Source organism: Phenylobacterium sp. Root1290 (assembly GCF_001425305.1).
GTDB lineage: Bacteria > Pseudomonadota > Alphaproteobacteria > Caulobacterales > Caulobacteraceae > Phenylobacterium.
In genome coordinates this window covers 95,282-121,594 of sequence record NZ_LMEE01000002.1, presented here as the reverse complement: position 1 = coordinate 121,594, position 26,313 = coordinate 95,282, and the positions used below count along the sequence as shown (strand labels likewise).

At 68.3% G+C, this 26,313-nt stretch carries 17 protein-coding genes; 12 read left to right on the top strand and 5 right to left on the bottom strand.

Translation table 11 applies throughout. From position 1 onward, the window contains the following. Positions 1 to 80: 80 nt before the first annotated feature. From ASC79_RS10075 to ASC79_RS10065, 3 genes are read left to right on the top strand one after another with little or no spacing between them, the layout of a single operon-like run. Positions 81 to 1,256: an efflux RND transporter periplasmic adaptor subunit gene (locus tag ASC79_RS10075; protein ID WP_056025450.1), complete on the top strand. Its 1,176-nt coding sequence runs from the start codon at positions 81 to 83 to the stop codon at positions 1,254 to 1,256. A gap of 15 nt (positions 1,257 to 1,271) precedes the next feature. After that, positions 1,272 to 4,436: an efflux RND transporter permease subunit gene (locus ASC79_RS10070; RefSeq protein WP_056025447.1), complete on the top strand. Its 3,165-nt coding sequence runs from the start codon at positions 1,272 to 1,274 to the stop codon at positions 4,434 to 4,436. Then, the gene (locus ASC79_RS10065) at positions 4,429 to 5,820 is read left to right on the top strand and encodes an efflux transporter outer membrane subunit (protein WP_056025444.1); all 1,392 of its coding nucleotides are present in this window, start codon (positions 4,429 to 4,431) and stop codon (positions 5,818 to 5,820) included. Before ASC79_RS10070 ends, ASC79_RS10065 begins: the two co-directional genes overlap by 8 nt. Before the next feature lie 23 nt (positions 5,821 to 5,843). Here the strand turns inward: ASC79_RS10065 and ASC79_RS10060 are convergent, their stop codons facing one another. Then, complete coding sequence (locus ASC79_RS10060; RefSeq protein WP_056025442.1) at positions 5,844 to 7,157, bottom strand: metallophosphoesterase; 1,314 nt, start codon at positions 7,155 to 7,157, stop codon at positions 5,844 to 5,846. Between the two features lie 218 nt (positions 7,158 to 7,375). Here ASC79_RS10060 and ASC79_RS10055 point away from each other — a divergent pair, with 218 nt between their 5' ends. From ASC79_RS10055 to ASC79_RS10030, 6 genes are all read left to right on the top strand, one after another. Continuing rightward, entirely contained in the window at positions 7,376 to 9,616 is a 2,241-nt protein-coding gene (locus ASC79_RS10055; RefSeq protein WP_056025438.1) for a TonB-dependent receptor, read from the top strand. Positions 9,617 to 9,801: 185 nt separating this feature from the next. Continuing rightward, a complete protein-coding gene (locus ASC79_RS10050) occupies positions 9,802 to 10,284 on the top strand; it encodes an RNA polymerase sigma factor (protein ID WP_162244277.1) in 483 nt (160 codons plus the stop codon). Continuing rightward, positions 10,281 to 11,297, top strand: a complete 1,017-nt coding sequence (locus ASC79_RS10045; RefSeq protein WP_056025432.1) for a FecR domain-containing protein — start codon at positions 10,281 to 10,283, stop codon at positions 11,295 to 11,297. The genes ASC79_RS10050 and ASC79_RS10045 overlap by 4 nt, the downstream gene beginning before the upstream one ends. Positions 11,298 to 11,368: 71 nt before the next feature. Further along, on the top strand, positions 11,369 to 14,539 hold the full coding sequence (locus ASC79_RS10040; RefSeq protein WP_056025429.1) for a TonB-dependent receptor: 3,171 nt from the start codon (positions 11,369 to 11,371) through the stop codon (positions 14,537 to 14,539). A gap of 62 nt (positions 14,540 to 14,601) precedes the next feature. After that, positions 14,602 to 16,311: a gamma-glutamyltransferase gene (gene ggt / locus ASC79_RS10035; RefSeq protein WP_056025426.1), complete on the top strand. Its 1,710-nt coding sequence runs from the start codon at positions 14,602 to 14,604 to the stop codon at positions 16,309 to 16,311. A gap of 80 nt (positions 16,312 to 16,391) precedes the next feature. Continuing rightward, positions 16,392 to 18,074 carry a sulfatase-like hydrolase/transferase gene (locus tag ASC79_RS10030; protein WP_056025423.1) on the top strand — a complete coding sequence of 561 codons (1,683 nt, stop codon included), beginning with the start codon at positions 16,392 to 16,394 and terminating at the stop codon, positions 18,072 to 18,074. A 6-nt stretch (positions 18,075 to 18,080) separates the two neighbouring features. On the opposite strand, the gene ASC79_RS10025 is transcribed toward ASC79_RS10030, so the two are convergent. Continuing rightward, positions 18,081 to 18,983 carry a haloalkane dehalogenase gene (locus tag ASC79_RS10025; protein ID WP_056025421.1) on the bottom strand — a complete coding sequence of 301 codons (903 nt, stop codon included), beginning with the start codon at positions 18,981 to 18,983 and terminating at the stop codon, positions 18,081 to 18,083. Positions 18,984 to 19,072: 89 nt separating this feature from the next. Here ASC79_RS10025 and ASC79_RS10020 point away from each other — a divergent pair, with 89 nt between their 5' ends. From ASC79_RS10020 to ASC79_RS10010, 3 genes are read left to right on the top strand one after another with little or no spacing between them, the layout of a single operon-like run. Beyond that, positions 19,073 to 20,167 (top strand): MBL fold metallo-hydrolase, encoded by a 1,095-nt coding sequence (locus ASC79_RS10020; protein ID WP_056025418.1) that lies wholly within the window; start codon positions 19,073 to 19,075, stop codon positions 20,165 to 20,167. A 12-nt stretch (positions 20,168 to 20,179) separates the two neighbouring features. Beyond that, positions 20,180 to 21,211 carry a glutathione S-transferase family protein gene (locus ASC79_RS10015; protein WP_056025415.1) on the top strand — a complete coding sequence of 344 codons (1,032 nt, stop codon included), beginning with the start codon at positions 20,180 to 20,182 and terminating at the stop codon, positions 21,209 to 21,211. A gap of 48 nt (positions 21,212 to 21,259) precedes the next feature. Next, complete coding sequence (locus ASC79_RS10010; RefSeq protein WP_235528810.1) at positions 21,260 to 21,835, top strand: TetR/AcrR family transcriptional regulator; 576 nt, start codon at positions 21,260 to 21,262, stop codon at positions 21,833 to 21,835. Here the strand turns inward: ASC79_RS10010 and ASC79_RS10005 are convergent. Genes ASC79_RS10005 through ASC79_RS09995 form a run of 3 tightly spaced genes read right to left on the bottom strand, consistent with a single transcriptional unit; the run spans position 21,832 to position 26,302 of the window. After that, positions 21,832 to 23,343, bottom strand: a complete 1,512-nt coding sequence (locus ASC79_RS10005) for a S10 family peptidase (protein WP_056025409.1) — start codon at positions 23,341 to 23,343, stop codon at positions 21,832 to 21,834. The two genes, ASC79_RS10010 and ASC79_RS10005, sit on opposite strands and share 4 nt — an antisense overlap. Further along, entirely contained in the window at positions 23,331 to 25,049 is a 1,719-nt protein-coding gene (locus tag ASC79_RS10000) for a hypothetical protein (RefSeq protein ID WP_056025406.1), read from the bottom strand. Before ASC79_RS10000 ends, ASC79_RS10005 begins: the two co-directional genes overlap by 13 nt. Next, positions 25,049 to 26,302 carry an aminotransferase class V-fold PLP-dependent enzyme gene (locus tag ASC79_RS09995; RefSeq protein ID WP_056025403.1) on the bottom strand — a complete coding sequence of 418 codons (1,254 nt, stop codon included), beginning with the start codon at positions 26,300 to 26,302 and terminating at the stop codon, positions 25,049 to 25,051. The genes ASC79_RS10000 and ASC79_RS09995 overlap by 1 nt, the downstream gene beginning before the upstream one ends. Positions 26,303 to 26,313: the final 11 nt, after the last annotated feature.

Genomic DNA, 26,313 nt, shown 5'->3' with positions numbered 1-26,313 from the left:
AAGTCCTCTCGCCTCAGTTGAACGGAGCGCGCGTTTCCGCGTTACGAACAAGCTGAGCAGCGGCATGAGGACTTGGTTCCATGGTGGCTAGCCCTTTGCCGAACGGCTTTCGTGCTCCGATCCTGGGCCTGGCCGCGATGCTTGCCCTGGCCGGATGCGGGCAAAGCGCTCCCCCCGCGGGCCAGGCGCCGCCCGTCGAGGTGGAGGCGATCACCGTCACGCCGAAGTCCGTGGACGAGGTCGTCGATTTGCCAGGCCGCGTCGAGGCGGTGCGCACCGCCGAAGTGCGTGCCCGCGTCGATGGCATTGTTCAGCGGCGGCTCTATTTGGAAGGGACCGACGTCAAGGCGGGCGCCCCACTCTTCGCCATTGACCCACGCGAGATGCGCGCGGCCGAGGCCAGCGCCCGGGCGGCGCTGCAGCGCGCTCAGGCGACCTTGACCAACGCCCGGCGAGACCGTGCGCGCTACACGCCGCTGGTGCAGCGCAAGGCGATCAGCGCCCAGGAGTTCGACGCGGCCGGCGCCGCCGTCAGCCAGGGGGAAGCGGACGTCGCCTCGGCGCAGGCGGCTCTCGACCGCGCCTCATTGAATCTGAGCTACACGACGGTGACCGCCCCGATCGCAGGGCGGGTGGGCCGCGCGGAGGTCACGGAGGGCGCACTGGTCAGCGCCGCCTCGGCGACGCTGATGACCCGCGTCGAGCAATTGAGCCCGACCTATGTCCGCTTCTCGTTGCCCAACGCCGAGATTCTGGAACTGCGCCGCCGCGCCACCGCCGGCAATTTCGACCTGCCTCGCCTCGACAGGGTCGAAGTCACCCTCGTGCTCGAGGACGGCACGACCTACGGCCATGTCGGCCATCTGAACTTCCTCGACCAGGCCGTCGATCCCTCGACCGGCGGGCTGTCGCTGCGGGCCGAGTTCCCGAACCCTGACCGCGTCCTGCTGCCGGGGCAGTTCGTCCGCGCGCATCTGACCGGCGCGCCGATCCCGAACGCCATCACGGTGCCGCAGCGGGCGATCCAGTTCTCCGGCGAGAAGGCCAGCGTCGTGGTCGTCGGGCCCGACGGAACGGCGGCCGCCCGCCCGGTGCAACTCGGCGCGATGATCGGCGACCGGTTCGTCATCAGCTCGGGCCTCAAGCCGGGAGAACGGGTCATCACCGACGGGCTGCAGAAGGTCAGGCCAGGGGCGAAGGTCACGATCGTTCAGGCGACGCCGGCGGCGCCCGCAGCCAAGCCTGGCGCGCAGTAGAGCGGGGGCCGGGGCATGAACAGCAGCTTCTTCGCCCACCGGCCGGTCTTCGCCTGGGTCATCGCGCTGGGCATCCTGCTGGCCGGGATCATCGCCCTGCGCAGCCTGCCGATCGAACAGTATCCGACCGTCGCGCCGCCCTCGCTGACGCTGTCGCTGACCTATCCGGGGGCCGACGCCGCGACCCTCGATCAGAACGTCACTTCGGTCATCGAGAAGGAGATGAACGGGGTGCCGGGCTTCCTCTACATGGAAGCGACCAGCCGCTCGAACGGCACCGCGCAGATCGCGGTCACCTTCGAGTCCGGGACCGACATCAACATCGCCCAGATGGAGGTGCAGAACCGCCTCAGCCGTGTGGAGCCACGTCTGCCGGAAGAGGTTCGGCGCCAGGGCGTGCAGGTCAACGCGGCGAATTCCGGCTTTCTGATGCTGGTCGCCCTGACCTCCAAGAGCGGCGCGACGAGCACGCTGGAGCTTGGCGACTTCGCCTCCAACAAGGTGGTCGACGAGCTCCGCCGCGTCTCGGGCGTCGGGGATGTACGACTGTTCGGCACCGAGTACGCCATGCGCATCTGGCTCGATCCGCAGAAGCTGGCCGGCTACGACCTGTCGGCCGCCGAGGTGCTGGCCGCCGTCCAGGAGCAGAACAGCCAGACCGCGGGCGGCAGCCTGGGCGACCAGCCGATCGCCAAGGACAGCCAGCTCAACGCCACCGTCATCACCCAGAACCGGTTCACGACGCCCGAAGAGTTCCGGCAGATCATCCTGCGCGCCAACGCGGACGGCTCGACCATCCACCTCGGCGACGTGGCGCGCGTCGAGCTCGGCGCCGATAGCTACCTGACCGGCTCGACGCTGAACGGCAAGACCATGGCCGGGATGGGCATCCAGCTCACCTCCGGCGCGAATGCGCTATCAACAGCGCAGGGGGTGCGCGCGCGCCTGGACGAACTCTCAAGGACCTTCCCGGAAGACATCGCCTGGACGACGCCCTACGACACCACGCCCTTCATCAGCGCGTCGGTCGAGGAGGTGATCAAGACCCTCGCCGAGGCCATGGCCCTGGTCTTCGTGGTCATGTTCCTGTTCCTGCAAAACTGGCGGGCCACGCTCATTCCGACCATCGTCGTGCCCGTCGCCCTGGCCGGGGCGTGCTTTGGCCTGCTGATCTTCGGCTACTCGATCAACATCCTCTCGCTGTTCGGCATGGTGGTGGCCATCGGCATCCTCGTCGATGACGCTATCGTCGTGGTCGAGAACGTCGAACGCATCATGGCGGAGGAGGGGCTGCCGCCCCGCGAGGCGACCGTGAAGGCCATGGGCCAGATCACCTCGGCCATCATCGGCATCACTCTGGTGCTGATGACCGTTTTCCTGCCGATGGCCTTCTTCCCCGGGACGTCGGGCGGGATCTACCGGCAGTTCTCGGTGACCCTGGCTATCTCCATAGGCTTTTCCGCCCTGCTGGCGCTCAGCCTGACGCCCGCGCTTTGCGCGACCCTGCTCAAGCCGCATCGCGCCCATTCCGACAGCGAGGCCAAGCCCCGAAACGCCGCCTTAGCCTTCGTCGACCGCTTTCTCGGGGGCTTCAATCGCGGCTTCAACCGCATGGCCGACCGCTATCAGGCGGGGGTGGGCCGAATGCTCACGACGCCGCTGCGTTGGCTCGCCGTCTTCCTCGTCGCCGTGCTGCTGACCGGGCTGCTCTATACGCGGCTGCCGGGCGGTTTCCTGCCGTCGGAAGACCAGGGCGTGCTGCTGGTCACGATCGATGCACCGCCCGGCGCCACCGCCGAGCGGACCCAGCTCGCCATCGACCAGACCCGCGCATTCTTCAAGGAGCAGCCCGAGGTCGCCAACATCGTCATGATCAGCGGCTTCAACTTCTTCGGCCAGGGGCAGAACGCCGCCATGGGCTTCATCTCCCTGCGCCCCTGGAGCGAGAGAGCCGGCGCAGCGCACAGCGCTGATGCGCTCAGCGGCCGCGCCATGGCCGCCCTGTCGCAGGTGAAGACCGCCAACATCTTCGCCCTCAACCCTCCGCCGATCCCGGCGCTCGGCACCTCCAGCGGCTTCAGCATGAAGATCCAGAACCGCAGCGGCGCCGACGCCGAGGCGCTGATCGCCGCGCGCGACCAGGTGCTGGCCGAGGCGGCCAAGAGTCCGCTGCTGGTGGGTGTGCGGGCGGAGGGGCAGCCCGACGCGCCTCAGCTGTACCTGGACATCGACCGGGTGCGCGCGCGGGCCTTGGGGGTGAACATCGGCGATATCAACGCGACGCTGTCGATCGCGCTGGCATCGTCCTACGCCAACGACTTCACCTATGGCGGCAATATCTCGCGGGTGCTGATCCAGGCGTCGGCCGAACAGCGCATGACTCCGGCCGACATCCTCAACCTGCAGGTCCGCAACGCCGGCGGGCAGATGGTGCCGTTCTCCGCGTTCAGCAGCACGTCGTGGACAGCCGGCGCGCCGCAACTCCAGCGATACAACGGCTACCCCGCCCTGACCGTGTCCGGGGCCGCCGCGCCCGGCCGCTCCAGCGGCGCGGCGTTGGACGAGATGGAGGCGATCGCCGATCGCATTCTCCCGACCGGCTTCGGCTACGAGTGGACCGGCATCGCCTTCGAGGAGCGACAGGCCGGCGCGCAGGTGGTGCTGCTGCTGGCGATCTCCCTGCTGATCGTCTTCCTGGTGCTTGCCGCGCTCTATGAGAGTTGGCCGATCCCGCTGTCGGTGCTGCTGGGAGTTCCCATCGGCGTGCTCGGGGCGGTCGTCTTCACGCTTCTGCGCGGGCTGTCGGCGGACATCTATTTCAACGTCGGCCTGATCACGATCATCGGCCTCTCGGCCAAGAACGCCATCCTGATCGTCGAATTCGCCATCGAGCAGGAGGAGGCGGGGAAGTCGACGTCCGAGGCGATCCTGCAGGCCGCGCGCTTGCGGCTGCGTCCGATCGTGATGACGTCGCTGGCCTTCGTGCTGGGCATGGTGCCGCTGTTCATCGCCACGGGCGCGGGCGCGGCCAGCCGCCAGGCCGTGGGCACTGGAGTTATCGGCGGCATGATCGCCGTCACCCTGCTGGGGGTGTTCCTGACCCCGGTCTTCTACCTCTCGGCCCGGCGCTGGTTGAGCCGCGGGAAGAGGTTGGGTTCGGAGGAGGCCCCGCATGCGTAGCTGGGCGATCCTTCTCGCGGCCGGTCTGGCGGGCTGCAGCATGGCGCCGCGCTATACGCAGCCGGTCCCTCCTGTGGCGCAGACGTTTCCGCTCTCCGAGCCGCCGCCTGGGGCCGTCCCGGCCAACCAGGTGTCCTGGCGTGACTTCTTCGAGGATCCGAGGCTCGAGATCGTCATAGAGACCGCCCTGGCCCGCAATCGCGACATGGCGGTGGCGGTGGCGCAGATCGAGGTGGCGCGCGCGCAGTATCGCATCCGGCAGTCGGCCCGGCTGCCGAATGTCGACCTTGGCGCCTCGGGCGGGCGGGCTCGGCAGCCGGCGGACATCACCGGCCTTGGCGCAGCGGTCACCGCCGAGACCTACGACATCGACGTCGGCATCAGCGCCTTCGAACTCGACTTCTGGGGCCGTGTTCGCAGCCTCTCCGACGCCGCGCGCTTCGATTACCTTGCGACGGTGGAGGCCCAACGCGCGTTCCGGCTTTCGCTCATTCGCCAGGTCGCCATCGCCTACATGACGCTGCGCGAGAATGAGGAGCGCATCGCCCTGGCCGAGCGCACGCTTGTCGCCCGCCGCGAGAGCCTTGAGATCGCCCAGCTGCGCCTGGACGCCGGCGTCACCTCGTCGGCCGACTACGATCAGGCCGTCACCCTGTTGACGGACGCTCAGGGCCAGCTGGCCGAGTTGCATCGGACCCGCGCGCTCGCCGAGGACCTGCTGACCGTTCTCGTCGGGGGACCTGTAGATGTGTCGGCCCTGCCGCCGCCTCGGCCGCTCGCTCAGCAGCAGATGTTCAATCGGCTCGACGCGGGCCTGCCGTCCGACCTGTTGGTCAACCGCCCCGATGTCATTCAGGCCGAGAACCAGTTGCGGGCCGCCAACGCCAATATCGGCGCGGCGCGGGCCGCCTTCTTCCCGCGGATCTCGCTGACAGGCGCTACGGGCTATGCTTCCCGCGACCTCGACAGCCTGGTGGGCGTCGATCGCAGCGCCTGGAACTACGGCGCCGGCGTCGTCTTGCCGCTGCTCGACTGGGGCGCGCGCCGTGGCGACCTCGACGCCGCCAAGGCCCAGCGCGATATCGCCGTTGCGACCTATCAAAAGACGGTCCAGACCGCCTTCCAGGACGTGGCCGACGCCTTGGCCGGGCGCAAGTACATCGCAGACCAGATCGTGGCGCAGGAGCGCGCCGTGGCGGCCCAGGAGCGGTTGGCCGAGACCGCCCGCCTGCGCTACGCCAACGGCATCGCCATCTATCTTGAGGTGCTCGACGCCGAACGGAACCTGTTCTCCGCCCAGCAGGCGCTGCTGCAGCTGCGGGGGGCCAATCTGCGCAACCAGATCGCGCTCTATGTCGCCCTGGGCGGTGGTCTGACCGAATAGCCGGTCAGGCCCGGCCCCCTGACTTAGGCGGAGAGAAGCGCCTTGGCGGCCACAGCCTTGAGGCGCAGGGCGGGTGTTTCGCTGAACGCCAGATCCGAGACGCCGAAGTATTCGGCCTGGTTCATGGCGTTCCAGTCGGTGGTGGCGATGCGGACGGTGTCGCCCCCAGTTGGGGTGACGACTTCGGCATAGAGGAAGTCGCCATTGCGCTGGTCCAGCGGCATGGGACGGTCCTGATTGGCGCGGGCCAGGAACTCGGCAAGCCGTTTTCGCGGAACTTCGGCGACCATCAGCTTGCCCTCGAAGCGCACCACGGCGTCGAAGGCGTGATGCGAGACCGGGCCTCTTGGCAGACCTGTCCCGAGTGTGGTGTGGCCGATGAAACCGGCATCGGCCCCCGCGGCGCGCGCCATGGCCGCCGCCACGGCGCGGCCGGTTTCGCCCAGCGAGAGCGCCTTGGGCGAGGTTCCGAGGATGGCGCGCTCCTCCTCGGTGATCGAGGTCGCCAGGACCGAGGGGATCAGCGTGGCGAGACGCGGCGACACCGGGCCATCAAGCGCAATGGCCTTGGAGACGGCGTCGGAAGGGCCGGCCGCCCCCAGGGTGACCACGGTGTAGGCGTTGCTCCATGAGCCCGTGTGCACATAGAGACTGCGCCCCTGGCGGTGCTGGAAAAGCAGGTGGTTGTGGCCGCCGATCATCAGCGCCCCGTCGGGCAGCAGGGGCAGGATCTCGCGGTCGGGGGCGACGCCCGCATGGCTCATGACCATGGCTAGGTCAGCGCCGGCCAGCGCCGCTGCGAGGTTGGCGCGCGCCCAGTCTCCGGGAACCGGGATCTGCAGCGCGGGGCGACTGGCGGCCGGATAGGTCTTCAGCGAGTCAGTGGCCACGCCGACGACCCGCAAGGTGCGCCGACCCAGCGGCAGGTCGATCTGGGCCGGGGCGTAGGGCGCGCCGGTTCGAGCGTCGACGACGTTGGAGACCACCGCGACGCCCAGTCCGCGCAGGCGCACAACGACGTCCGCGAGGTCAGGCGTGATGTCGTTGTCGTGGTTGCCAAGGTTGACGACCGTGGGTGCGATCTTCGGCAATTCGGCCAGGAAGGCCCAGTCGATGGCGCCGTTCGAGCGCACCGCCGCGACGTTGCCGTGTTCGAAGATGTCGCCGTCGATGGCGATCACATGTGGGACCTTGTGCGCCGCGACCTCAGCCTCGAGGGCGGCGAGCAACTGGCCGGTGCGCTCATAGGCCGAATGCAGGTCCGACATCGCCAACACCCGGCCTAGGGGCGGCGGTCCGAACCCCGCCAGCAGGGGAGCGGCGGCGAAGGCGCTCATGCCGGCAAGGAGCTGGCGTCGATCGGCAGAAGGAACACGGTGAGGCACGAGCGCCTGATTTCACCAATTGGGCGCTCAGGCAATGCGCGCGCGGCGCCGCAATGCGTGATTGTCGCCACGTTGTGAAAAATTCACGGAATGAACGCCGTTTTTGAGTTGGCGCTTTGTGCACTGCAACGTAGGGCGGCGCCTACATCTACTCCTCGGGGATAAACTGAATGTCACGTCGTTTCGGCGCGCTGGCCTGCACGGTCAGCGGTCTGGCTCTTCTCGTCTCAACGCCCGCCCTCTCGCAGACGGCGGACACCTCTGAAGCCGCCTTCACCGTCGAGGACGTTGTCGTCACCGCCCAGCGTCGCAGCGAAAACATCCGTGACGTGCCGTTCGCGGTGACCGCGGTGACCGAGCAGAAGCTGGCCGAAGTGGCCGCCGGCGGCGGCGACATCCTGTCGATGTCGGCTCGCGTGCCCAGCCTGCAGGTCGAAAGCTCGAACGGCCGTTACGCTCCGCGCTTCTACATCCGCGGCCTCGGCAATGTGGACTTTGACTTCAACGCCTCGCAGCCGGTTTCGGTCGTGCTCGACGACGTGGTGCTGGAGAACGTCTTCCTGAAGGGCTTCCCGCTGTTCGACGTCCAGCAGCTGGAAGTGCTGCGCGGCCCGCAGGGCACGCTGTTCGGCCGCAACACGCCGGCCGGCGTGGTGAAGATCGACACCGTCAAGCCGGGCCATGAGTTCGGCGGCTTCGGCTCGCTGGCCATGGGCAACCTGGGCTCGGTGCGCGCGGAGACCGGCGTGACCATCCCTGTCAGCGACACTCTGCAGGTCCGCGTCGCCGGCCTGTGGAACCATCGCGACGATTGGGTCGACAACATGTACAGCCCCGCCTTCGCTGACCCGAACGGCAAGGACCTGGGCAACTTCGACGACCGCGCCGGCCGCGTGCATGTCGCCTGGCAGCCCACCGAGCGGCTGTCGGCCCTGCTGACCCTGCAGGCTCGCGACTACGAAGGCACCGGCACGATGAACCGCGCCAATGTGCTGACCAAGGGCTCCAACGAGCTGAACGTCAATTTCAACCGCGAGCGCGTCTATTACGACGGCGGCCGCAACAACTTCCAGAAGCAGGAAACCCGCTCGGGCTCGCTGCAGGTCGCCTATGACTTCGGCCCGGCGACCCTGACCGGCGTGGTCGCCCGCTATTGGGGCGCCTCGGCGGGTAACGGCGACATCGACGGCGGCGTGGCCTCGGCTCCGGCCGGCGCGCCCTGGAAGACGCCGTTCAACTCCGAGACCGGCACCCTGGACAGCGACCTGACGCAGGACACCTACGAGCTGCGCCTGGCCTCGAACGGCGACGGGCCGTTCGGCTGGCAGGTCGGCGCCTTCTACTGGGACGAGCGCTTCAACCTCATCTCGGCGACCTTCAACGGCGTCGGCGGCCTTGCGCCGACCATCGTCACCGACATCGTGCAGGAGTCGGACTCCTGGTCGGTCTTCGGCCAAGGCCACTATCAGGTCACCGACGCCCTGAAGCTGACGGCCGGCCTGCGCTACACCGACGACAGCCGCGACTTCCGTGGCCGCCGCACCCTGGGCGCGCCGCTGGACGTGACCAAGCAGGTCGGCGACGAGCAGGTGAGCTGGGACGTCAGCGCCCTCTATGAACTGAACAGCGACGTGAACCTCTTCGCCCGCGTGGCCAACGGCTATCGTGGCCCGTCCATCCAGGGCCGGATCGCCACCTCGAACGTGGTGACCACCGCCAACTCGGAAACGGTGATGTCCTATGAAGCCGGCGTGAAGTCGCGCCTGTGGGACGGCCGTGCTCGCCTCAACGCGACCGCGTACATCTATGAAGTGACCGACCCGCAGTTCACGGCGATTGGCGGCGAGGGCAACTTCAACCAGCTGATCAACGCCGACAAGGGCGAGGGCTACGGCGTCGAAATCGACGGCGACGTCTATCTCGGTTCGGGCCTGACGCTGACCGGCGGCTTCGCCTGGAACCACACCGAGATCAAGGACAGCGACCTGCTGGTGGCCTTCTGCGGCGCCAACTGCACCGTCACCGACCCGATCGTGAACGTCGGCACGACCCGCCGCGCGAGCATCAACGGCAACCCGTTCCCACAGGCGCCGGAGTACACCGCGAACATCGCGCTGGACTACGTCCGTACGCTGGCCAACGGCGCGCAAATCTTCGCCTCGACCGACTGGGTCATGCAGAAGAACTTCAACCTGTTCCTCTACGAGTCGGTCGAGTTCCAGCAGGACACCTCGTTCGAGGGCGGCGCCCGCGTCGGCTGGCGTGCGCCGGAACTCGGTCTGGAAGCGGCGGTCTACGTCCGCAACATGACCGACGAGGCGAATGTCATCGGCGCCATCGACTTCAACAACCTGACCGCCTTCGTCAACGAGCCCCGGACCTTCGGGATCCAGGTGACGAAGCGCTTCTAACGCTGATCGCCCCGGCGAAGCCTTTCGGTTTCGCCGGGGCGCCTATCTGGCGTCCCAGAGATAAATCAGAGCTGCGATTTGACGCAGATTGCTGGGGTGATCGCCTCGACCGGCGTCTTCATAACGACGTCGAAGCAATCGAGGGCGCGGCAACGCGGGACATGACGCAAACCAGCAGCGTCGAAATGGACGAGATGGCGCGTCGCTACGCGGTTCCGCTGGCGCGCTACTTCCGTGCGCGCGTGCGCTCGGCGGCCGACATCGATGACATGGTGCAGGAGGTGTTCCTGCGCCTGGCGTCGCGGCGCGAAGGCGGGGCGCTCGATGCGCCCGAGAACTACCTGTTCACGGTCGCGGCCAGCGTGCTCAACGACAGTTTCCGTCGGGCGGCGCGGCGCGGCGGCGCGCATCAGCTGTTCGACGAACGGCTGCATGCCGAAGAGGACTTCTCGCCGGAGCGGCTCTACCTGGGCCAGGAGCAGCTTCGGGTGGTGGAGACGGCGCTGCATGAACTGCCGGAGCGCACGCGGGTGGTCTTCGTCCTGCATCGCTACGAGGAAATGAGCTATTCGCAGATCGCGCGGCGGCTTGAGGTGTCGGTGAGCGCAATCGAGAAACACATGAGCAAGGCGCTGGCGCATCTGTCCAAACGGGGAAGGCTGCAATGAGCCCGATCCCTGTGAGCCCTGATCCCGATGAAATCGCCGCCGACCTGTTCCTTCGCCGCCGCTCGGGCGACTGGAGCGAGGCCGACGCCCGCGATCTCGCAGCCTGGCTGGACGCCGCGCCGCTGCACCGCGAGTGCTTCGAGAGCGTCGAGCGCATGTGGGGGGCGGCCGGAGACGTCGCCGGAAGTCCTGCCGTGAGGACGCTGCGCGCCGAAGCTCTGGCTGCACGGCCGCGAGGCGGGCGCTGGAGCAGGCGCCGTTTTGCGGCCATGGCTGCATCCTTGGCCGTGGTGGTCGTGGCGGGCGGCGTTGGCCTGATGACCCAGCGCGACGGCGGTCTGGCGCCGGCCATGGAACGTCGCGCCCAGGTCTATCGAACCGCCGTGGGCGAGCGCGCGACGGTGACGCTGGCCGATGGCTCGCGGCTGCTGCTCAACACCTCCAGCGAGGTGAAGGTCGACTATTCCGGGAAGCGTCGGGGGCTGGAGCTGGTCTCCGGAGAAGCCTGGTTCGACGTCGCCAAGGATCCCTCGCGGCCCTTCGTAGTCAGCGCCGGCCGTCACACGGTGACAGCCGTTGGAACGTCATTCGATGTCCGTCTGGAGCAAGCGGGCCTGCGCGTCGCGGTGGTCGAGGGCCGGGTCGCGGTGGACGCCGTGGGCCGGGGCAGGGTGTCCGATGTCCGTGCGGGTGAACGCATCGACGTCGATGGCGAGACCGCGGTGCTGCGGCCGTCCGGCCCGGTGGCCGGCGACTGGCGCGAAGGCCGCATCGAGTTCGCCTCGGCGACGCTGTCGGAGGCCGCCGCGGAGATGAACCGTTATCGCCGCGTGCCGATCGTGGTCACCGACCCGGTCGTCGCGAAGATGCGGGTGAGCGGCGTGTTTTATTCTGGCGAGAATAGCGGATTCCTCGATGCGCTGCCGCTGACGCATCCGGTCTCGGTTCAGACTTTCGACGACGCGATCCGCATCGGACCGGCCGGCGCCAAAAAAACTTCATCTTCGAGGTGAGGCGCCGGCGCGCCCTGGCGTCTTCGCCTGGAAGCCCGCAAGTCGCGGGTCGGGGATAGAAGGGGGCGCTCATGCAGTTTCATCATCTCAAGGTCATGGCGCTGGCGAGTTCGGCGGCCGTGGCTCTGGTCGGCTCGGCAGCGTGGGCGCAAGCCCCGGCGCGAGCCCAGTTCGACATTCCGGCCCAGGACCTGGGCGCCGCGCTGCGCAGCCTGGGCGTCCAGGCCGGGCGCGAAGTGCTGTTCGACCCGGCGCTGGTCGATGGCCGTCGCGCTCCGGCGGTCCGCGGCGACATGCCGGTGTCCTCGGCGGTCGAGCGGTTGCTGATCGGCCAATCCCTGCGCTCGCGCGAGAGCGGCCGCACCATCATCATCGAGCGCGCGCCGGCGGCGGCGAGCGTGAGCAAGGCTTCGGCGACCGGCCCGCTGGTCGCGGCGAGCGAGCCGGTGGAGGCGGCCGAGGTCGAGGAGATCGTCGTCGTCGGCTCCAACATCGCGGGCGTCACCGAGCGCGGCCTGCTGCCGGTCTCCGTGATCGACCGGCGCGAACTGGAAATGAGCGGCGCGGTGACGGCGGGCGAAATGATCGCCGCCCTGCCGCAGTCGGGCGGTCAGGCGTTCAACAACGAGCAACAAGGCCCCAACCAGGCGCGCGGCGACGTCGCCTCGGCCAACCTGCGCGGCCTTGGTTCGGGCAACACCCTGGTGCTGCTCGACGGTCGCCGGATGGTAGGGCACCCCGGCACCCAGCAAGAGGGCTCCGTCCCCGTCCAGGTCGTCAACCTGAACACCATCCCCGCCACCGCCCTGAAGCGCGTCGAGGTGCTGCGTGACGGCGGCGCTGCGCTCTATGGCTCCGATGCCGTGGCCGGGGTGCTGAACAACGTCCTGGACGACAACTATGTCGGCGCGCAGATCGTGGCCCGGTACGGCGGCTCGGAAGGCACGAGCCTGACCGAGACCTCGCTCGGCGCGAAATGGGGCCGTGACTTCAACGACGGCGCCACCCACGTGGCCCTGTTCGGCGAGTACTTCGACCGGACCGATATGCCGGCCAGCGACCGCGACTATGCGGCCACCGACAACCTCGGCAGCCGCGTGCCCGCGCAGTACGCCGGCAGCTTCGACAACCGCTCCAGCCTGACGCCCTGGCTGACCGGCCGGGTCGGGAGCGCGGTGACCAACTTCGGCCCGTCGTTCACCGCCTTCCACATGCAGCCGTGCTCCTACACCGGCTCGGACGCCCAGGTCGGCGGCGGCGTCTGCATCGACGGCGGCTCGGCGACGCTCGACACCTCCTTGCGCACGGACGAGGCGCCGGAACGCACGATGTCGCCGAGCTCGGAGCGCTACAGCCTGATGGCCGTGGCCAGCCACGACTTCGGTGAAGTCGAGTGGTTCGGGCAGGCGCTGTACTACGGCGCGACCTCCAGCTCGGTCCGTGGCGGCACGACCAACCTGACCTCCGCCCCGCTGACCATCGGCGCCAACAATCCCTACAACCCGTTCGGCTCCGGCGCCGGTCGCCTCGCGGGCTACACCGGCCCGGCCCAGGCGATAACCGTCGTCGGTCTGCGCGTGGACGATGTCGGCCGCCGCCGGATCGATGTCGACTCCGACGCCTATCGGTTGCTGAGCGGCCTGCGCGGGGACCTGGGCGACTGGTCGTGGGAGAGCGCGCTCCTCTACTCGCATGCGCGGACCAAGGACGTCGAAAGCAACCGCGTCAGCAACACCGCCCTGCAGGCGGCGCTGAACAGCAGCGATCCGACCCGCGCCTACAACCCCTTCAACGGCGGCGACCTCGCCAATGTCGGCGGCTTCGACGCAACCTCGAACCCCGCCTCGGTCGTCGATCCGCTGCGGGTGAGCATCTCGCGCGACGGCACCACCAGCCTGGCCCTGTGGGACGCCAAGATCAGCAACCCGAACGCCTTCAGCGTTCTGGACCGCAATGTCGGCCTGGCCTTCGGCGCCGAGTGGCGGCGTGAGACCTTCAAGGACGACCGCGATCCGCTCATCGACGGCACGGTCACTTTCGCAACCGCCGGCGGCCCGACCAGCGACGCCATGGGCTCCAGCCCGACCCCGGACACATCCGGCTCGCGCAAGGTGTTCTCGGCCTTCGCCGAACTGCAGACTTCGCTGATCCCCGAGGACGCCGATATCCCGTTCGTCCGCAGCCTCGACCTGCAGCTGGCCGCCCGCTTCGAGGACTACTCGGACATCAACGAGCAGGTCCTGAAGCCGAAGGTGGCCCTCGGCTGGCGTCTGAACGACTATTTCCTGGTTCGCGCCGCCTACTCGCAGGGCTTCCGTGCGCCGAACCTGGAGACGGTCAACGCCTCCGAGATCCGCCGCGTTCAGGAGAACCTGACCGACTACTACAACTGCGCGGTCGCCCAGGGCGTGACCCAGTTCTCGGCCCTGAACCGCTCGGCCTGCTCGGCCTACCGCTACAACGTCGAGGACGTGCGGGCCGGCAACAAGGACCTGAAGTCCGAGACCAGCGACAACTTCAGCGCCGGCGTGGTGTTTACCCCGACCCCGGACCTGATGTTCTCCATCGACTGGTGGCGCATCGAGCAGGATGGCGTGGTCGGCGTGTTCGAGTCGCAGGACCACCTGAACCTGGAAGCCATCGGCCGTCTGGGCGGCTCGGGGCCGAACCCGGCCCTGACCCGCAACACGCTGGGTGAGCCGATCCGGATCGCCAACCAGTTCCTGAACCTCGACTCGCGCACCATCGAGGGGATCGACCTGGGCGCCACCTGGCGGATCGACGGCACGCAGTTCGGCGACTTCCGCCTCGGCCTGGACGTCGCGCTGCTGCAGAAGTTCGACCAGACGCCGTCTTCGGAGTCCGCGGCCCTGCTGGCGGCCGGTCTGCCGGCCAGCGCCGGCGGCTCGCTGATCGAACAGGACGACAATCCGCGCACCCGCGGCCAGGCCCATGTCACCTGGACGTCGGGCCCGTGGGAGGTCTCCGGCTACGCCCGATACGTCGGCGCGGTGAAGGATAGCTCGGCCCTGCTCTACAAGGGCGACGACTGGCTGACCTTCAACACCGCGATCGGCTATGTGCCGGAGGAGGGCGTCCTCTCCGGCATGGCGTTCCGCGTCGGCGTGAACAACATCGCCGACAAGGATCCGCCGTTGGCCGACGAGACGTTCGGCTACTTCACGAAGCTGTACAGCAACCGCGGCCGCTACTGGTTCGCCCAGGTCAGCAAGAGCTTCTAACTTTCAGTACCGGCCCGCGGCGTTTCAGAGCGCCGCGGGCCTTCGGCTTTTCCGGAGACCCCATGCGCCTGACCGCGACCCTCGCCGCCATCCTGGCGGCCGCAAGCCTCGCCGCGCCTCACGCGGCCCAGGCCCAGGCCGCCAAAGGCGCCGCCGAGTACATCCTCGACTACGATGCGATCCATCACCCGGTGATGGGCCGCAAGGGGATGGTGGTCAGCCAGAGCGAGATCGCCTCGAAGATCGGCGCCGACGTCTTGCGCCAGGGCGGCAACGCCGTGGACGCGGCGGTCGCCACCGGCCTGGCCCTGGCCGTCACGCTGCCGCGGGCGGGGAACCTCGGCGGGGGCGGCTTCATGCTGATCCACCTGGCCAAGGAGAAGAAGACCCTCGCCGTCGACTATTATGGCCAGGCGCCGGCCGCGACCGACGCCGCGCTGCTGGCCGGCGCCAACGGCAAGATGGACCCCGCCAAGCGCTACTCCCACCGCGCGGTGGCCGTCCCTGGCACGGTGAAGGGCCTCTACGAGGTGCATCGCCAGTACGGAAAACTGCCCTGGAAGAAGCTGGTCGAGCCGGCCGTGAAGCTGGCGGCGGACGGGCTGATCCTGACCGACGACATGACCTATGCGCTGGACGTCTATCGCGACGGCCTGCTGACCGACGCGCCGTCGGCCAAGGCGCTCTACAAGGCCGGCGGGGCGACCTATGCGCCGGGTGAGCGACTGAAGCAGCCGGACCTGGCGTGGTCGCTGCGCCAGATCCGCGACGGCGGCGCCGACGCGTTCTATCGCGGCGAGCTTGGCCGGCGCGTGGTGGCGGGCGTCCAGGCCGGCGGCGGGGTGCTGACGCAAGCCGACCTGGCCGGTTATCAGATCCGCATCTCAGAGCCGTTGTGGTGCGATTATCGCGGAACGCCGGTGGCCTACATGCCGCCGCCCGCCGCGGGCGTGCTCCTCTGCGAGCTGATGAACATCGTCGAGCGCTATCCGATGGCCGACTACGGCCAGAACAGCGTCCAGTCGCTGCACGTCACGGCGGAGGCGATGAAGCTGGTGTTCGCCGACCGCGCCAAGTTCATGGGCGGCTGGCCGCAGTACGAGCCGCCGGTGGGCGGTCTTTCCAGCAAGGCCTACGCGGCCGAGCGCGCAAAGCTGATCGATCTCGACAAGGCGATGGACCAGAAGGTCTCGCCGGGCGACCCGCTGCTGTTCGAGAGCCGCGACACCACCCACTATTCGGTCGCCGACGCCGAGGGGAACGTCGTCAGCAACACGTTCACGCTGGGTTCTTCGTTCGGCGCGCACGTGATGGCGGCGGGGACGGGCTTCTTCCTCAACGACGCCATGGCCAACTTCGCCTGGGGCGGCGACGAGCCCGCCAATGCGCCTGAGCCTGGGAAGCGGGTGATCTCGACCATCACGCCGCTGATCGCCTTCAAGAACGACAAGCCCTGGCTGGTCGCCGGCACGCCGGGCGGCACGCGGATCATCCCGGCCATGGCCCAGCTGCTGAGCAACGTCGTCGACCACAAGCTCAACATCGCCGAGGCGACCAATCGGCCGCGCATCTTCCAGGCCGCCAGCGACACCCCGGTCGAGTTCGAACCGGGCTTCCCGATCGACATTCTGAAGTTGATGGAGGCCAAGGGGCATAAGGCCCGCACCAGCCTGACCATGGGTTCGACCCAGTCGATCATGATCGAGGACGGGGTGTTCGAGGGCGGCGCCGATGGCCGCCGGCCCGACGCGGCCGCCGTCGCGGTCGACTAGCGAGCGCCAGCTCTACAAGGGGTTGTCCTTCGGTCGATATAATGGCACGCTTCGTGTCAATATAAGATCGGGAGGCGACGATGAAGCGGCGTTGGAAGTTGCTGGGCGCGTCGGTGTTGGTGCTGGCGGCGAGCGCTGCGCTTGTCGCCGCCAATCGCACGACGGTTCTGTCCATGATCGCCCGTGCGCGCATGCCGCCGGTCGAGCCGAACAAGCCGGTGACCTGGGCGCAGGGGCCTGAGGCCCAAGCCGCTGGCGCGCAACCGCCGAACGTCGTGTTCATCCTGGCTGACGACCTCGGCTACAACGACATCACCATCAATGGCGGCGGCGTCGCGAACGGCGCCGTGCCGACCCCCAACATCGATTCCATCGGCCAGGAGGGCGTGGTGTTCGCGGCGGGCTATGCCGGCAACGCCACCTGCGCACCCTCGCGGGCCGCTATCCTGACCGGCCGTTATCCGACCCGTTTCGGCTTCGAGTTCACACCGGCGCCGGTGACATTCGCACGCATGGTGGGCACCGAGGCCGAGCCCGGTGCGATCGTGAAGCCCAAGTTCTTCGCCGACCGGATCAAGGACATGCCGCCGGGCAGCGCCGTGCGCTCGCCGACGGCGGTGAATGAACTCAGCATGCCCTCCAGCGAGATCACCATCGCCGAGGTGCTGAAGTCCAAGGGCTATCACACGGTCCATCTCGGCAAGTGGCACCTGGGCGGCAAGAAGGGCTCGCGGCCCGAGGACCAGGGCTTCGACGAAAGTCTCGGCTTCATCGCCGGCGGTGCGATGTTCCTGCCGGAGAAGGACCCCAACGTCGTCAATTCGAAGCAGTCCTGGGACGCCATCGACCGCTTCCTGTGGCCGAACCTGCCCTATGCCGTGCAGTACAACGGATCGTCGCTGTTCAAGCCCAAGGGCTACATGACCGACTATCTGACCGACGAAGCGGTGAAGACGATCAAGGCCAACCGCAACCGGCCGTTCTTCCTCTACTTCGCGCCCAACGCCATCCACACGCCGCTGCAGGCGACCAAGGCCGACTACGACGCGCTGCCGCAGATCAAGGACCACCGGACCCGCGTCTACGGCGCCATGGCGCGCAACCTCGACGCCAACGTCGGGCGTATTCTGCAAGCGCTGAAGGACGAGGGGCTGGACCAGAACACGCTGGTGATCTTCTCCAGCGACAACGGCGGGGCCGGCTATGTCGGGCTGCCGGACGTCAACAAGCCCTACCGCGGGTTCAAGTCGACCTTCTTCGAGGGCGGGGTGCGCACGCCATTTTTCATGCGCTGGCCGGGCGCGATCCCAGCGGGATCGACCTACGGCTATCCGGTCGGTCACATCGACATCTTCACGACCGCGGCGGCGGCTGGCGGCGCCGCGCTGCCGACCGACCGACCGATCGACGGGGTAGACCTGCTGCCGCACGTCCAGGGCAAGAATCCGGCCCGGCCGCACCAGACGCTGTTCTGGCGCTCGGGGCAGTACAAGGCGGTGCTGGACGGTGACTGGAAGCTTCAGGTCAACGGCGCGCGCGACAAGGTCTGGCTCTACGACCTAGCCAGTGACCCGACCGAGCAGCGCGACCTGTCGCAGCTTCAGCCGGAGAAGGTGAAGGCGCTTCGGGGCCTGCTCGCCGCCCAGGACGCCCAGAGCGTCAAGCCGATCTGGCCCTCGCTGCTGCAAGGGCCGGTGTTCATCGACAAGCCCGGCGGCGTCGCCCAGAAGCCGGGCGACGAATACATCCTCTGGGACAACTAGGGCGCTCTAGCCGCGGCGGGCGATGAGCCCGCCGATCACCTCGACGATGGCGTCCGGGCAATCTTCCTGAAGGAAGTGACCGCCAGACAACGTCAAGTGCGGCTGGCCCTGGGCGCCGGGCACGCGGGCCTGGAACGGGGCCTCGCCGCCCTTGGTGATCGGGTCTGCGTCGCTGAACGCGGTGACCAGCGGGCGATCGAAGCGCTCCAGCACCTTCCACGCCTCCACGTTCTCGGCGACAGAGGCATGCTCGGGGGTGACAGGCACCAGAGCCGGAAACTGCCGTGCGCCTTCCTTGAAGCTCTCGTCCGGAAACGGCGCGTCGTAGGCGGCGACTTCTTCAGGCGACAGGTCGCGGACAGTGCCGCCGTTGATCAGCATGCCGATCGGCATCTGCGGCACGGACTGGCTGAAGTTGAGCCAGGCCTTGAAGCCGTCGGTCATGCCGCCGCCAGTCGGCAGCCCGGTATTGGCGACGACGACGCCGGCGAAACGCTCGGGGAAGGCGGCCACCAGGCGAAGGCCGATCAAGCCGCCCCAGTCCTGGCAGAACAGGGTGAGGCCCGTCAGGTCTAGGTCGGTCAACCATCGGCTCATCCAGCTCACGTGCCGCTCATAGGTGTAGTCGGCCCGGTCGGCAGGCTTGTCGGAACGGCCAAAGCCGATGAGGTCGGGGGCGATCACCCGGCACCCCTTGGCCGCCAGACCTGCGATGACCTTGCGATAAAGGTAGGCCCAGGAGGGCTCGCCGTGCAGCAGCAGCACCGGCGCGCCGTCGCGAGGGCCCTCGTCCACATAGTGCAGGCGCAAGGCCGTCCCGTCGGCGTCGGTCAGCTCGTGATAGCGCGGCGCGTACGGCCAGTCGGGCAGGGCGGCGAAACGCTCGTCAGGGGTGCGAAGGATCTGCATCGGGTCCTGGGGGCTGGTCAGTGTCCAAAACTAATGACATTATGCGTGTCATTATATTCCAAGACGGTCAAGCCGCGGGAGGGAAGCACATGGCGCGTGGATGGAAGATCGGGCTGGCCGTGATCGGCGCTGTCGCGGTCGTCGGGGCGGGCGTCTGGCTGGCGCGCGAGCCGATCGCCCTGGCGGCGATGGAGCGCATCTACGACAAGGCCATGGACCCGGACGCCTTCGCCGACTTGCCCGACGGCCTGCACGTGGGGCTGTGCGGCTCCGGCTCGCCGATGCCTGATCCGGGCCGGGCGGGACCCTGCACGGTGGTGCTCGCCGGCCGCCAGTTGTTCGTGATCGACGCCGGGGCTGGCGGGACGAAGAACCTCAGCCTGATGAACCTGCCGCCTGCGAAGGTGGACGCGATCTTCGTAACCCACGTCCATTCCGACCACATCGACGACCTGGGCGAGCTGATGCTGCAACGCTGGGCCAGCGGCGCGCGGACCGCGCCTGTTCCGATCTATGGCCCAAGCGGCGTCGAGAAGGTCGTGGCGGGATTTCAGGACGCCTATCTGATCGACCGCGGTTTCCGTGTCGCCCACCACGGCGAGAAGGTGACGCCGCCCTCAGGCTTCGGCGGACTGGCTCGCCCGTTCGATGCGCCGCGTTCCGGGGAGGACGTCATGCTGATCGATACGCCGGACCTGAAGGTGAGCGCCTTCCCGGTCGAGCATGCGCCCGTCGACCCGGCTGTCGGCTACAAGTTCGTCTACAAGGGCCGCAGCGTCGTGATCAGCGGCGACACCGCCGCCTCCCAGAGGGTCGAGGCGGCGGCAAAGGGCGCCGACGTCCTGGTTCACGAAGGCCTGGCGCCCAATCTGGTCGCCATGCAGAACAGGGCCGCCACGGCTCATGGCCGCTCGAACCTGGCCGCCATCACCCACGACATCCTCTCGTATCACACCGCCCCTGAGGACGCGGCGCTCATCGCCGAACGGGCCGGGGTCCGCTACCTGCTGTTCACCCACATCATTCCGCCCCTGCCGATGCGGGCGCTTGAAGGTCCGTTCCTGGGGGATTCCCGACAGCTGTACTCGGGCCAGATCCGCGTCGGCCACGACGGCGACCTGATCACCCTTCCGGCTGGAACCGACGAGATCGGCTACAGTAATCGCCTGGCGATCTTCCGATAGGAGGCGTTCGACATGAAGGACCCCATTGCGCTCTCGGGCGCGCCCGGTTCGCCCTACACCCGCAAGATGCTGGCGGTGCTGCGTTACCGGCGAATTCCCTACCGCTTCCTGCCGCCGTCGGGACCTGCGCTGGCGGGCCTGCCGCAGCCGAAGGTCTCGCTGTTGCCGACCTTCTATCTTCCCGACGAGAACGGTGAACTGACCGCCGTCACCGACTCCAGCCCCATTATCCGACGGTTGGAGCGGGAACACGGGGGCCGCAGCCTGATCCCCGATGATCCGGCCTTGGCGTTCCTCGATGAGTTGATCGAAGACTATGCGGACGAGTGGCTGACCAAGGCCATGTTCCACTACCGCTGGGCCTATGAAGCCGACATCGCCAAGTCGGCTGCGATCCTGCCGTGCTGGCGCGGCTTCTGCGTGCCCGACGAGGAACTGGCCGAGCGTGGCCGCCACTTCGCCGAACGCCAGATCGGGCGGCTGCGCTACGTGGGCTCGAACCCGACCACGGGCCCGGTGATCGAGGCCAGCTATCGCCGCTTCCTGGAGGCGTTCGAAGCGCACCTGCGCCATTGGCCCTATCTGCTGGGGCGCCGACCGGGAGCCGGCGACTTCGCGATCTACGGCCAGCTGACCCAGTTGGCGGCGTTCGATCCGACGCCGATGGCGGTGACGCTGCAGGCCGCGCCCCGGGTCAGCGCCTGGGTCGGGCTGATGGAAGACCTCTCGGGTCTCGAGCCCGATGGCGCCGACTGGATCGATCCGGCTCATCCGCCGCCGACCCTCAAGCCGTTGCTGACCGAGATCGGTCGCGCCTATGCGCCGGTCATGCTGGCCAATGCGCGGGCGGTGATGGCGGGCGATGCCGAGGTGCAGGCGTCGGTCGACGGCCAGCCGTGGACCCAGCAGCCGTTCCCCTACCAGGCCAAGTGCCTGCGCTGGCTGCGGGACTCGCATGCTGGGCTGGCGGGCGAGGCACGCGTCGCCGTCGATGCTCTGTTGGCCGGCACGGGCTGCGAGACCCTGTTCGCCCCTGGAGCTTGAGCCCGTCTGGCCTTAGTCAGGACCCAAGACGAGTTTTTGGGGCGGGGCGTGAAACAGGAGAAGTCCGAGGACGGACGGCGGCGAAGGGGGCAGGACAACCGCGCCCGGATCGTCTCGGCCATGCTGGAGATCATTCAGGGCGGAGAGGTCTCGCCTGGCGCCGAGCAGGTGGCCGAGCGCGCCGAGGTCGGCCTGCGCACGGTGTTCAGGCACTTCAGCGACATGGACAGCCTCTACTCGGAAATGTCCGAGGTGATCGAGGCGGAGATGCGCGCGGTGGTCGACCAGCCGTTCAAGGCCGCCGACGCGCGAGGTCGCGTAATCGAACTGATCGAGCGGCGGGGGGCCGTGTTCGAGAAGATCGGCCCGTTCAAGCGCGCCTCGGAGGCCCTTCGTCACCGTTCGCGGTTCCTGGACGGCGACAGCGATCGTCTGGCGGCGGCGCTGCGCCAGATCCTCAAGCGCGAGTTGCCGGAGGACGTCGCCAGCGACCCGCTGAAGGTCGAGGCCCTGGACCTGCTGTTGAGCTGGGAGAGCTGGGCGCGGCTGAGGCGCGAGCAGGGGCTGAGCCCCGCCCGCGCCCGCAAGGTCCTGGAAGCGGCGGTAAAGACGCTGCTGGGCTAGGGCCGCGAACGCTGCGCCAGGAAGGCGCGCAGGTCGGCGCCGAGCACGCGGGCGCTGTCATCGCCCAGATAGGGCATGTGGCCTGAAGCATAGACCTTCATCGTCAGGCGATCGCGCGCCAGGCCGGAGTGGCGCGCGACGGTCTCGGCCGCGCCGAAGGTGGTGACGAGGTCGTAGTAGCCCGAGCCGATGAACACCCCCAGCGACGGATTGCGCCGCATGGCGGTGGCCAGGTCGTCGGCATAGTTCCGCGGCCCGCCCGGACCCCAGTTCCAGCGCGAGTTGACGTCGGCGAAGGCGATGGATTGGTACTGCGAGGGCGCCTTCACCTTCAACTCGCGCTCGACGTACTGATTGAAGCCGGCGACGAAGGCCGGCGTGTACTGGCCCATGGCCGGATCGTCGGCGACGGGATCGCCGCCGCTGGCGGCCAGCGGCAGGGTGTAGCGTCCGTCATAGGCGCCGATCTGCAGACCCTGGTCCTTCAACAGCATCTGACCGAACTGGGAGAGCGAGAGACGCAGGTCTGCGTCCAGCCAGTCCTGGGCCGACAGGCCGGTCAGCTTGGCGAGGCCCTCAGCAACCGTCGCGCGCTCGCCGGCGGGGAGTTCTTCGCCCGAATAGAGGGCGGGCAGATAGACCTCACGGGCGAACTTTCGAGCGTCCTCGGCGGCGCTCTCGGGCGTGCGTCCGGCGCGCTCGACCTTGCCGTGGACCCAGGCGGTGGCGGCCATGGTGGGCAGACTGGAGAGGGCGGCGCGATCGTCGCCGGCGCCGCCGCCTCGGTTCATGTCGAACGCCGGACCCAGGATGATCACGCCGTTCAGGGTGGTGGCGCCGAGCGCCCCGGCCGGCGACATCGGGCCGCCCATCAGGGTGGTGGCGACGACCGAAGCGCGGACCGTGCCGTAGCTTTCGCCCATCAGGAACTTGGGCGAGTTCCAGCGGCCGTTGGCGGTGAGCCAGCCCTGGATGAATTCCGAGGTCGCGCGCGCATCCTGGGTGACGCCGTAGAAGTCCTCCGCCTTGCCGCCCGGCAGCAGGCGGCTGAAGCCGGTGCCGACAGGATCGATGAACACCAGATCGGCGACGTCGAGCAGCGAGAGCGGGTTGTCCTCGAGCGCGAAGGGCGGAACGGTCGGCGGCTTGACCGGATCGGCGAAGGCGACGCGGCGCGGACCCAGCATGCCCATGTGCAGCCAGATCGAGGACGAGCCCGGTCCGCCGTTGAACACGAACACGACCGGGCGGTCGGCCTTCGCGCCCTTGGCGACATAGGAGAAGCTGAAGAGGCTGGCCGCGGGCTGGCCCTTCGGGTCCTTCAGGATCGTCTCTTGCAGGGTCGTGCGATAGGCGACCTTCTTGCCCATGAAGACGCCGGCGTGGTCGCTCGCGAAGACGCGCGGTGCGCCGGCGAAGGCCGGGGGCATGTCTTGAGCCGCCTGGGCGAGCGGCGCGGTCGACGCCAGCAGCAGGACCGCGAGGCCGGCCGAAATCAGATGGCGCATTTGCTGTCCGGAACTTGAGTGACGCGCGCCCAGCGATAGCCGTCCTGGGCTTTGCCGCGCGGCAGGTAGGTGATCGAGAGGTCTTGGCCCTGGCGGCGGATCTTGAGCGTAATCGTCTGCTCGGGCTTGGCCTGGACGGCGTCCAGCACCACCGCCTCGGTGATCTCGTCGCCGTCGCGAACGCCCGCCGCGGCGGCCTGGGAACCGGCGACAAGGCCCTTCACGATGCGCGGATTCGTCGTCAGCGAGGCGCTGTCGAAGCCCAGTTCGAAACTTCGGAACTGCGCGGCCTCGCGCTGGAAGCAGGGGCCGTACGCATCCGACGCCGGAACCAGCAGCTTGCCCGCCATCATGGCTTCGAACTCGGTCTTGGCCTGTGGGCCGAGCTCCTTGGTGAGCAGTTCGAGCCACGCGGCAGTGTCGTGCGGCTGGCCGGCCTCGCGCCGTGCGATCATCGCCTTGGTGATGTCGTCCAGCCGACGCTGGCCGCCGGATTTTGCACGGATCTGGGCGTCGACGATGGCCATGTAGAAGGCCCCGCGGTCGTAGGGCAGCTTGCGGACCCGGGTGTCGCTCCAGAACTTGGCGGCGATCTCTTCGGCCGGGGCGGTGTTGACCGGATTGCCGTAGTAGCTCTGGGCGCGCTCGTTGACCTGGGCCAGGAAGTCATCGGTGGAGATCAGCCCCGCGCGCCAGGGAATGGTCGCCGAGTAGAACTCGGCCATGCCCTCGCCGTACCAGGAGACGATGCCGTTCGGCCCATCCAGGCTGCCTGGCCAGTTGTGGACGATCTCGTGCGCCAAGTGGTGGCGCATGCCGTCCACGGTAGGGGCTGGGTCATCGCCGAAGCCCGACATGAATGAGTTGATCAGGCCCGCGCCGCCTGTGCCTGGATAGGGGTTGTGGCGGAAGAACACGCGATAGGGCTTGTCGGGCTGGCCGAAGAAAGCGGCGATGGCGGTGCGGGCCTTCTCGGTCCACTCGGCGACCGCCGGCACGTCGAAGGGGGGCGTTCCGAGCCAGTAGATGGCGAAGGGCTGGCCCTTCGACGTCTCCGGATAGCTCTTCATCGGGCCGGCCATGTAGAAGGTGTTGGCAAGCAGATCGACCGGGCCGACCAGCTTCAGTTCGCCTTCGCCCAGGCTTTGCGCGCCGCGCGAGCCGGCGGGCATGGCCGAGAGATCCCAGCCCAGGCTGAGGCTGTAGGGTCTGCTGTTGTCGGGCAGGGCGAGGAAGGTCACGCCGGCGCCGTTCAGGCCGCCGGCTTCCGGGCGCAGGTCAAAGGGCGGGCCGGAGCCGAGCTTGGGCCGGAACGTGCTGGCCGCCGCCTTGTAGCGGACGATGACGTCGCCTTCCGTCGGCCGCGCGACCTGCCAACGGCGGAAGTAGATGAAGTTGGCCGTGTCGGCCGCGTCGTCCTTCTGCACCAGCGGCACGGCGCCCTTGGCGTCGACGACCTCGATCTGCGCGGCCTCGTACTGCTGGGTCTTCACCGAGGCGAAGACCATCGGCAGGCGCAGGAAGGGCTCGCCCGGCTTGGCGTTCGGCGCCTGAAGATTCAACGTTACGCCGACCTGGTCGACCGCGCCCGCGGTCTGATGCGGGGTCAGGGTGAGGGCGAGCGTCGGGGGCGCGCCCTGGGCGACGGCGCTTGTGGCCAGCGCCAGGGCGGCCGCAGTCGCGGCCAGCAGGGGGGTGAGTTTCATCAGGCGGGCGGGGTCCTGGGCAGCGCCGACAGCAGGCGGTCGACGTCGTTCATGTCGTTGAACACCGCCAGCGAGACCCGGAAGCGGTTCTGCGAGACGGTCATGCGGATGTTGGCGGCCTTTATCAGCTCGCCCAGCTTGGCGCGGGCGTCCTTCAGCGCGAAGGCGACGAGGGCGGTCTGCGAGTCCAGCGGCGTCATCGGTTGGTAGCCGCGACCCCGCAGTTCGGTCTGCACCGCCTTGATCAGCGGCTGGCGCGCGGCCTCGATGGCCGGCACGCCGAGGTCCTGGATGAAGCCCAGCGAGTGGTCCAGTTGGACGACGCCCGTCCATGAGGTGGTGCCCATGGCGAACTTTCCGGCGGCGTCGGGCGAGACGCCATAGGTCGCCGCGCCGGGGCCGGGCTCGTCGTACGGGAAGACGTGAGACTTGAAGGCGTTGACCTGATGATAGCCCCACCAGGGCCGCTTCACCTTGTCCTGGATCTCCTTGCGGACATAGAGGAACCCCAGGCCGAAATCGCCCATCAGCCACTTGTAGGAAGAGGCCGCGGCGAAATCGACGCCGGCCGCGCGCAGGTCGATCGGCGTCACGCCGACCGCGTGGACCATGTCGACATAGACATAGGCGCCGTGAGCGTGGGCCAGGTCGCAGACCTTCTTCAGGTCATGCGCGAAGCCGTTGGTGGTCGAGACGGCGCTGATCGAGACGAGCTTGGTCTTGTCGTTCACCGCCGCCGCCATCTGGCCCATGTCGATGCGGCCGTCCTTCGTGATCGGCAGGGTCACGACGTCCATCCCGGCCTTGGCCAGTTCGCCGTAGGTGTAGAAGGAGCCGAAGAAGTGCAGCGCGTCGGTGACGATCCGGCCGCCGCTCTCTGGGATCCCCAGCGCGCGGATCACCAGGTTCTCGCCCATGGTGGTCGACTGGATGAGCGAGAGTTCGTCGGGCGCCGCGCCGACCAGTTCGGCGAACTTGGCGATCATCGCCGTTTCCTTGGCGCCGACGCTGTAGTTCGTGACCGTGCCGTCCTGGGTCTTGTAGCGGAGATACTCCTCGAGCGCCGCGCGGGCGCCCAGCGGCATCGGGTGCGTGGAGCCAGCGTCCAGGTGCGTGAACGGCATCTTGGCGAATGCGTCCTTGGCCGGCAGCCGGGGAAGGGCGGCCAGCGCCTGGGCCGCGCCAGGCGCCGCCTGGACCAGCGCGCCGCTCGTGGCGGCGGCGGCGACGAGGGCTCGGCGCGTCAGCTTCATGGTGATCTCGC

Bases quoted from the DNA above. Each gene is read 5' to 3' on its own strand.
- ASC79_RS10075 (WP_056025450.1), top strand. From the start codon at position 81: ATGGTGGCTAGCCCTTTGCCGAACGGCTTTCGTGCTCCGATCCTGGGC.
- ASC79_RS10070 (WP_056025447.1), top strand. From the start codon at position 1,272: ATGAACAGCAGCTTCTTCGCCCACCGGCCGGTCTTCGCCTGGGTCATC.
- ASC79_RS10065 (WP_056025444.1), top strand. From the start codon at position 4,429: ATGCGTAGCTGGGCGATCCTTCTCGCGGCCGGTCTGGCGGGCTGCAGC.
- ASC79_RS10060 (WP_056025442.1), bottom strand. From the start codon at position 7,157: ATGAGCGCCTTCGCCGCCGCTCCCCTGCTGGCGGGGTTCGGACCGCCG.
- ASC79_RS10055 (WP_056025438.1), top strand. From the start codon at position 7,376: ATGTCACGTCGTTTCGGCGCGCTGGCCTGCACGGTCAGCGGTCTGGCT.
- ASC79_RS10050 (WP_162244277.1), top strand. From the start codon at position 9,802: ATGGACGAGATGGCGCGTCGCTACGCGGTTCCGCTGGCGCGCTACTTC.
- ASC79_RS10045 (WP_056025432.1), top strand. From the start codon at position 10,281: ATGAGCCCGATCCCTGTGAGCCCTGATCCCGATGAAATCGCCGCCGAC.
- ASC79_RS10040 (WP_056025429.1), top strand. From the start codon at position 11,369: ATGCAGTTTCATCATCTCAAGGTCATGGCGCTGGCGAGTTCGGCGGCC.
- ggt (WP_056025426.1), top strand. From the start codon at position 14,602: ATGCGCCTGACCGCGACCCTCGCCGCCATCCTGGCGGCCGCAAGCCTC.
- ASC79_RS10030 (WP_056025423.1), top strand. From the start codon at position 16,392: ATGAAGCGGCGTTGGAAGTTGCTGGGCGCGTCGGTGTTGGTGCTGGCG.
- ASC79_RS10025 (WP_056025421.1), bottom strand. From the start codon at position 18,983: ATGCAGATCCTTCGCACCCCTGACGAGCGTTTCGCCGCCCTGCCCGAC.
- ASC79_RS10020 (WP_056025418.1), top strand. From the start codon at position 19,073: ATGGCGCGTGGATGGAAGATCGGGCTGGCCGTGATCGGCGCTGTCGCG.
- ASC79_RS10015 (WP_056025415.1), top strand. From the start codon at position 20,180: ATGAAGGACCCCATTGCGCTCTCGGGCGCGCCCGGTTCGCCCTACACC.
- ASC79_RS10005 (WP_056025409.1), bottom strand. From the start codon at position 23,343: ATGCGCCATCTGATTTCGGCCGGCCTCGCGGTCCTGCTGCTGGCGTCG.
- ASC79_RS10000 (WP_056025406.1), bottom strand. From the start codon at position 25,049: ATGAAACTCACCCCCCTGCTGGCCGCGACTGCGGCCGCCCTGGCGCTG.
- ASC79_RS09995 (WP_056025403.1), bottom strand. From the start codon at position 26,302: ATGAAGCTGACGCGCCGAGCCCTCGTCGCCGCCGCCGCCACGAGCGGC.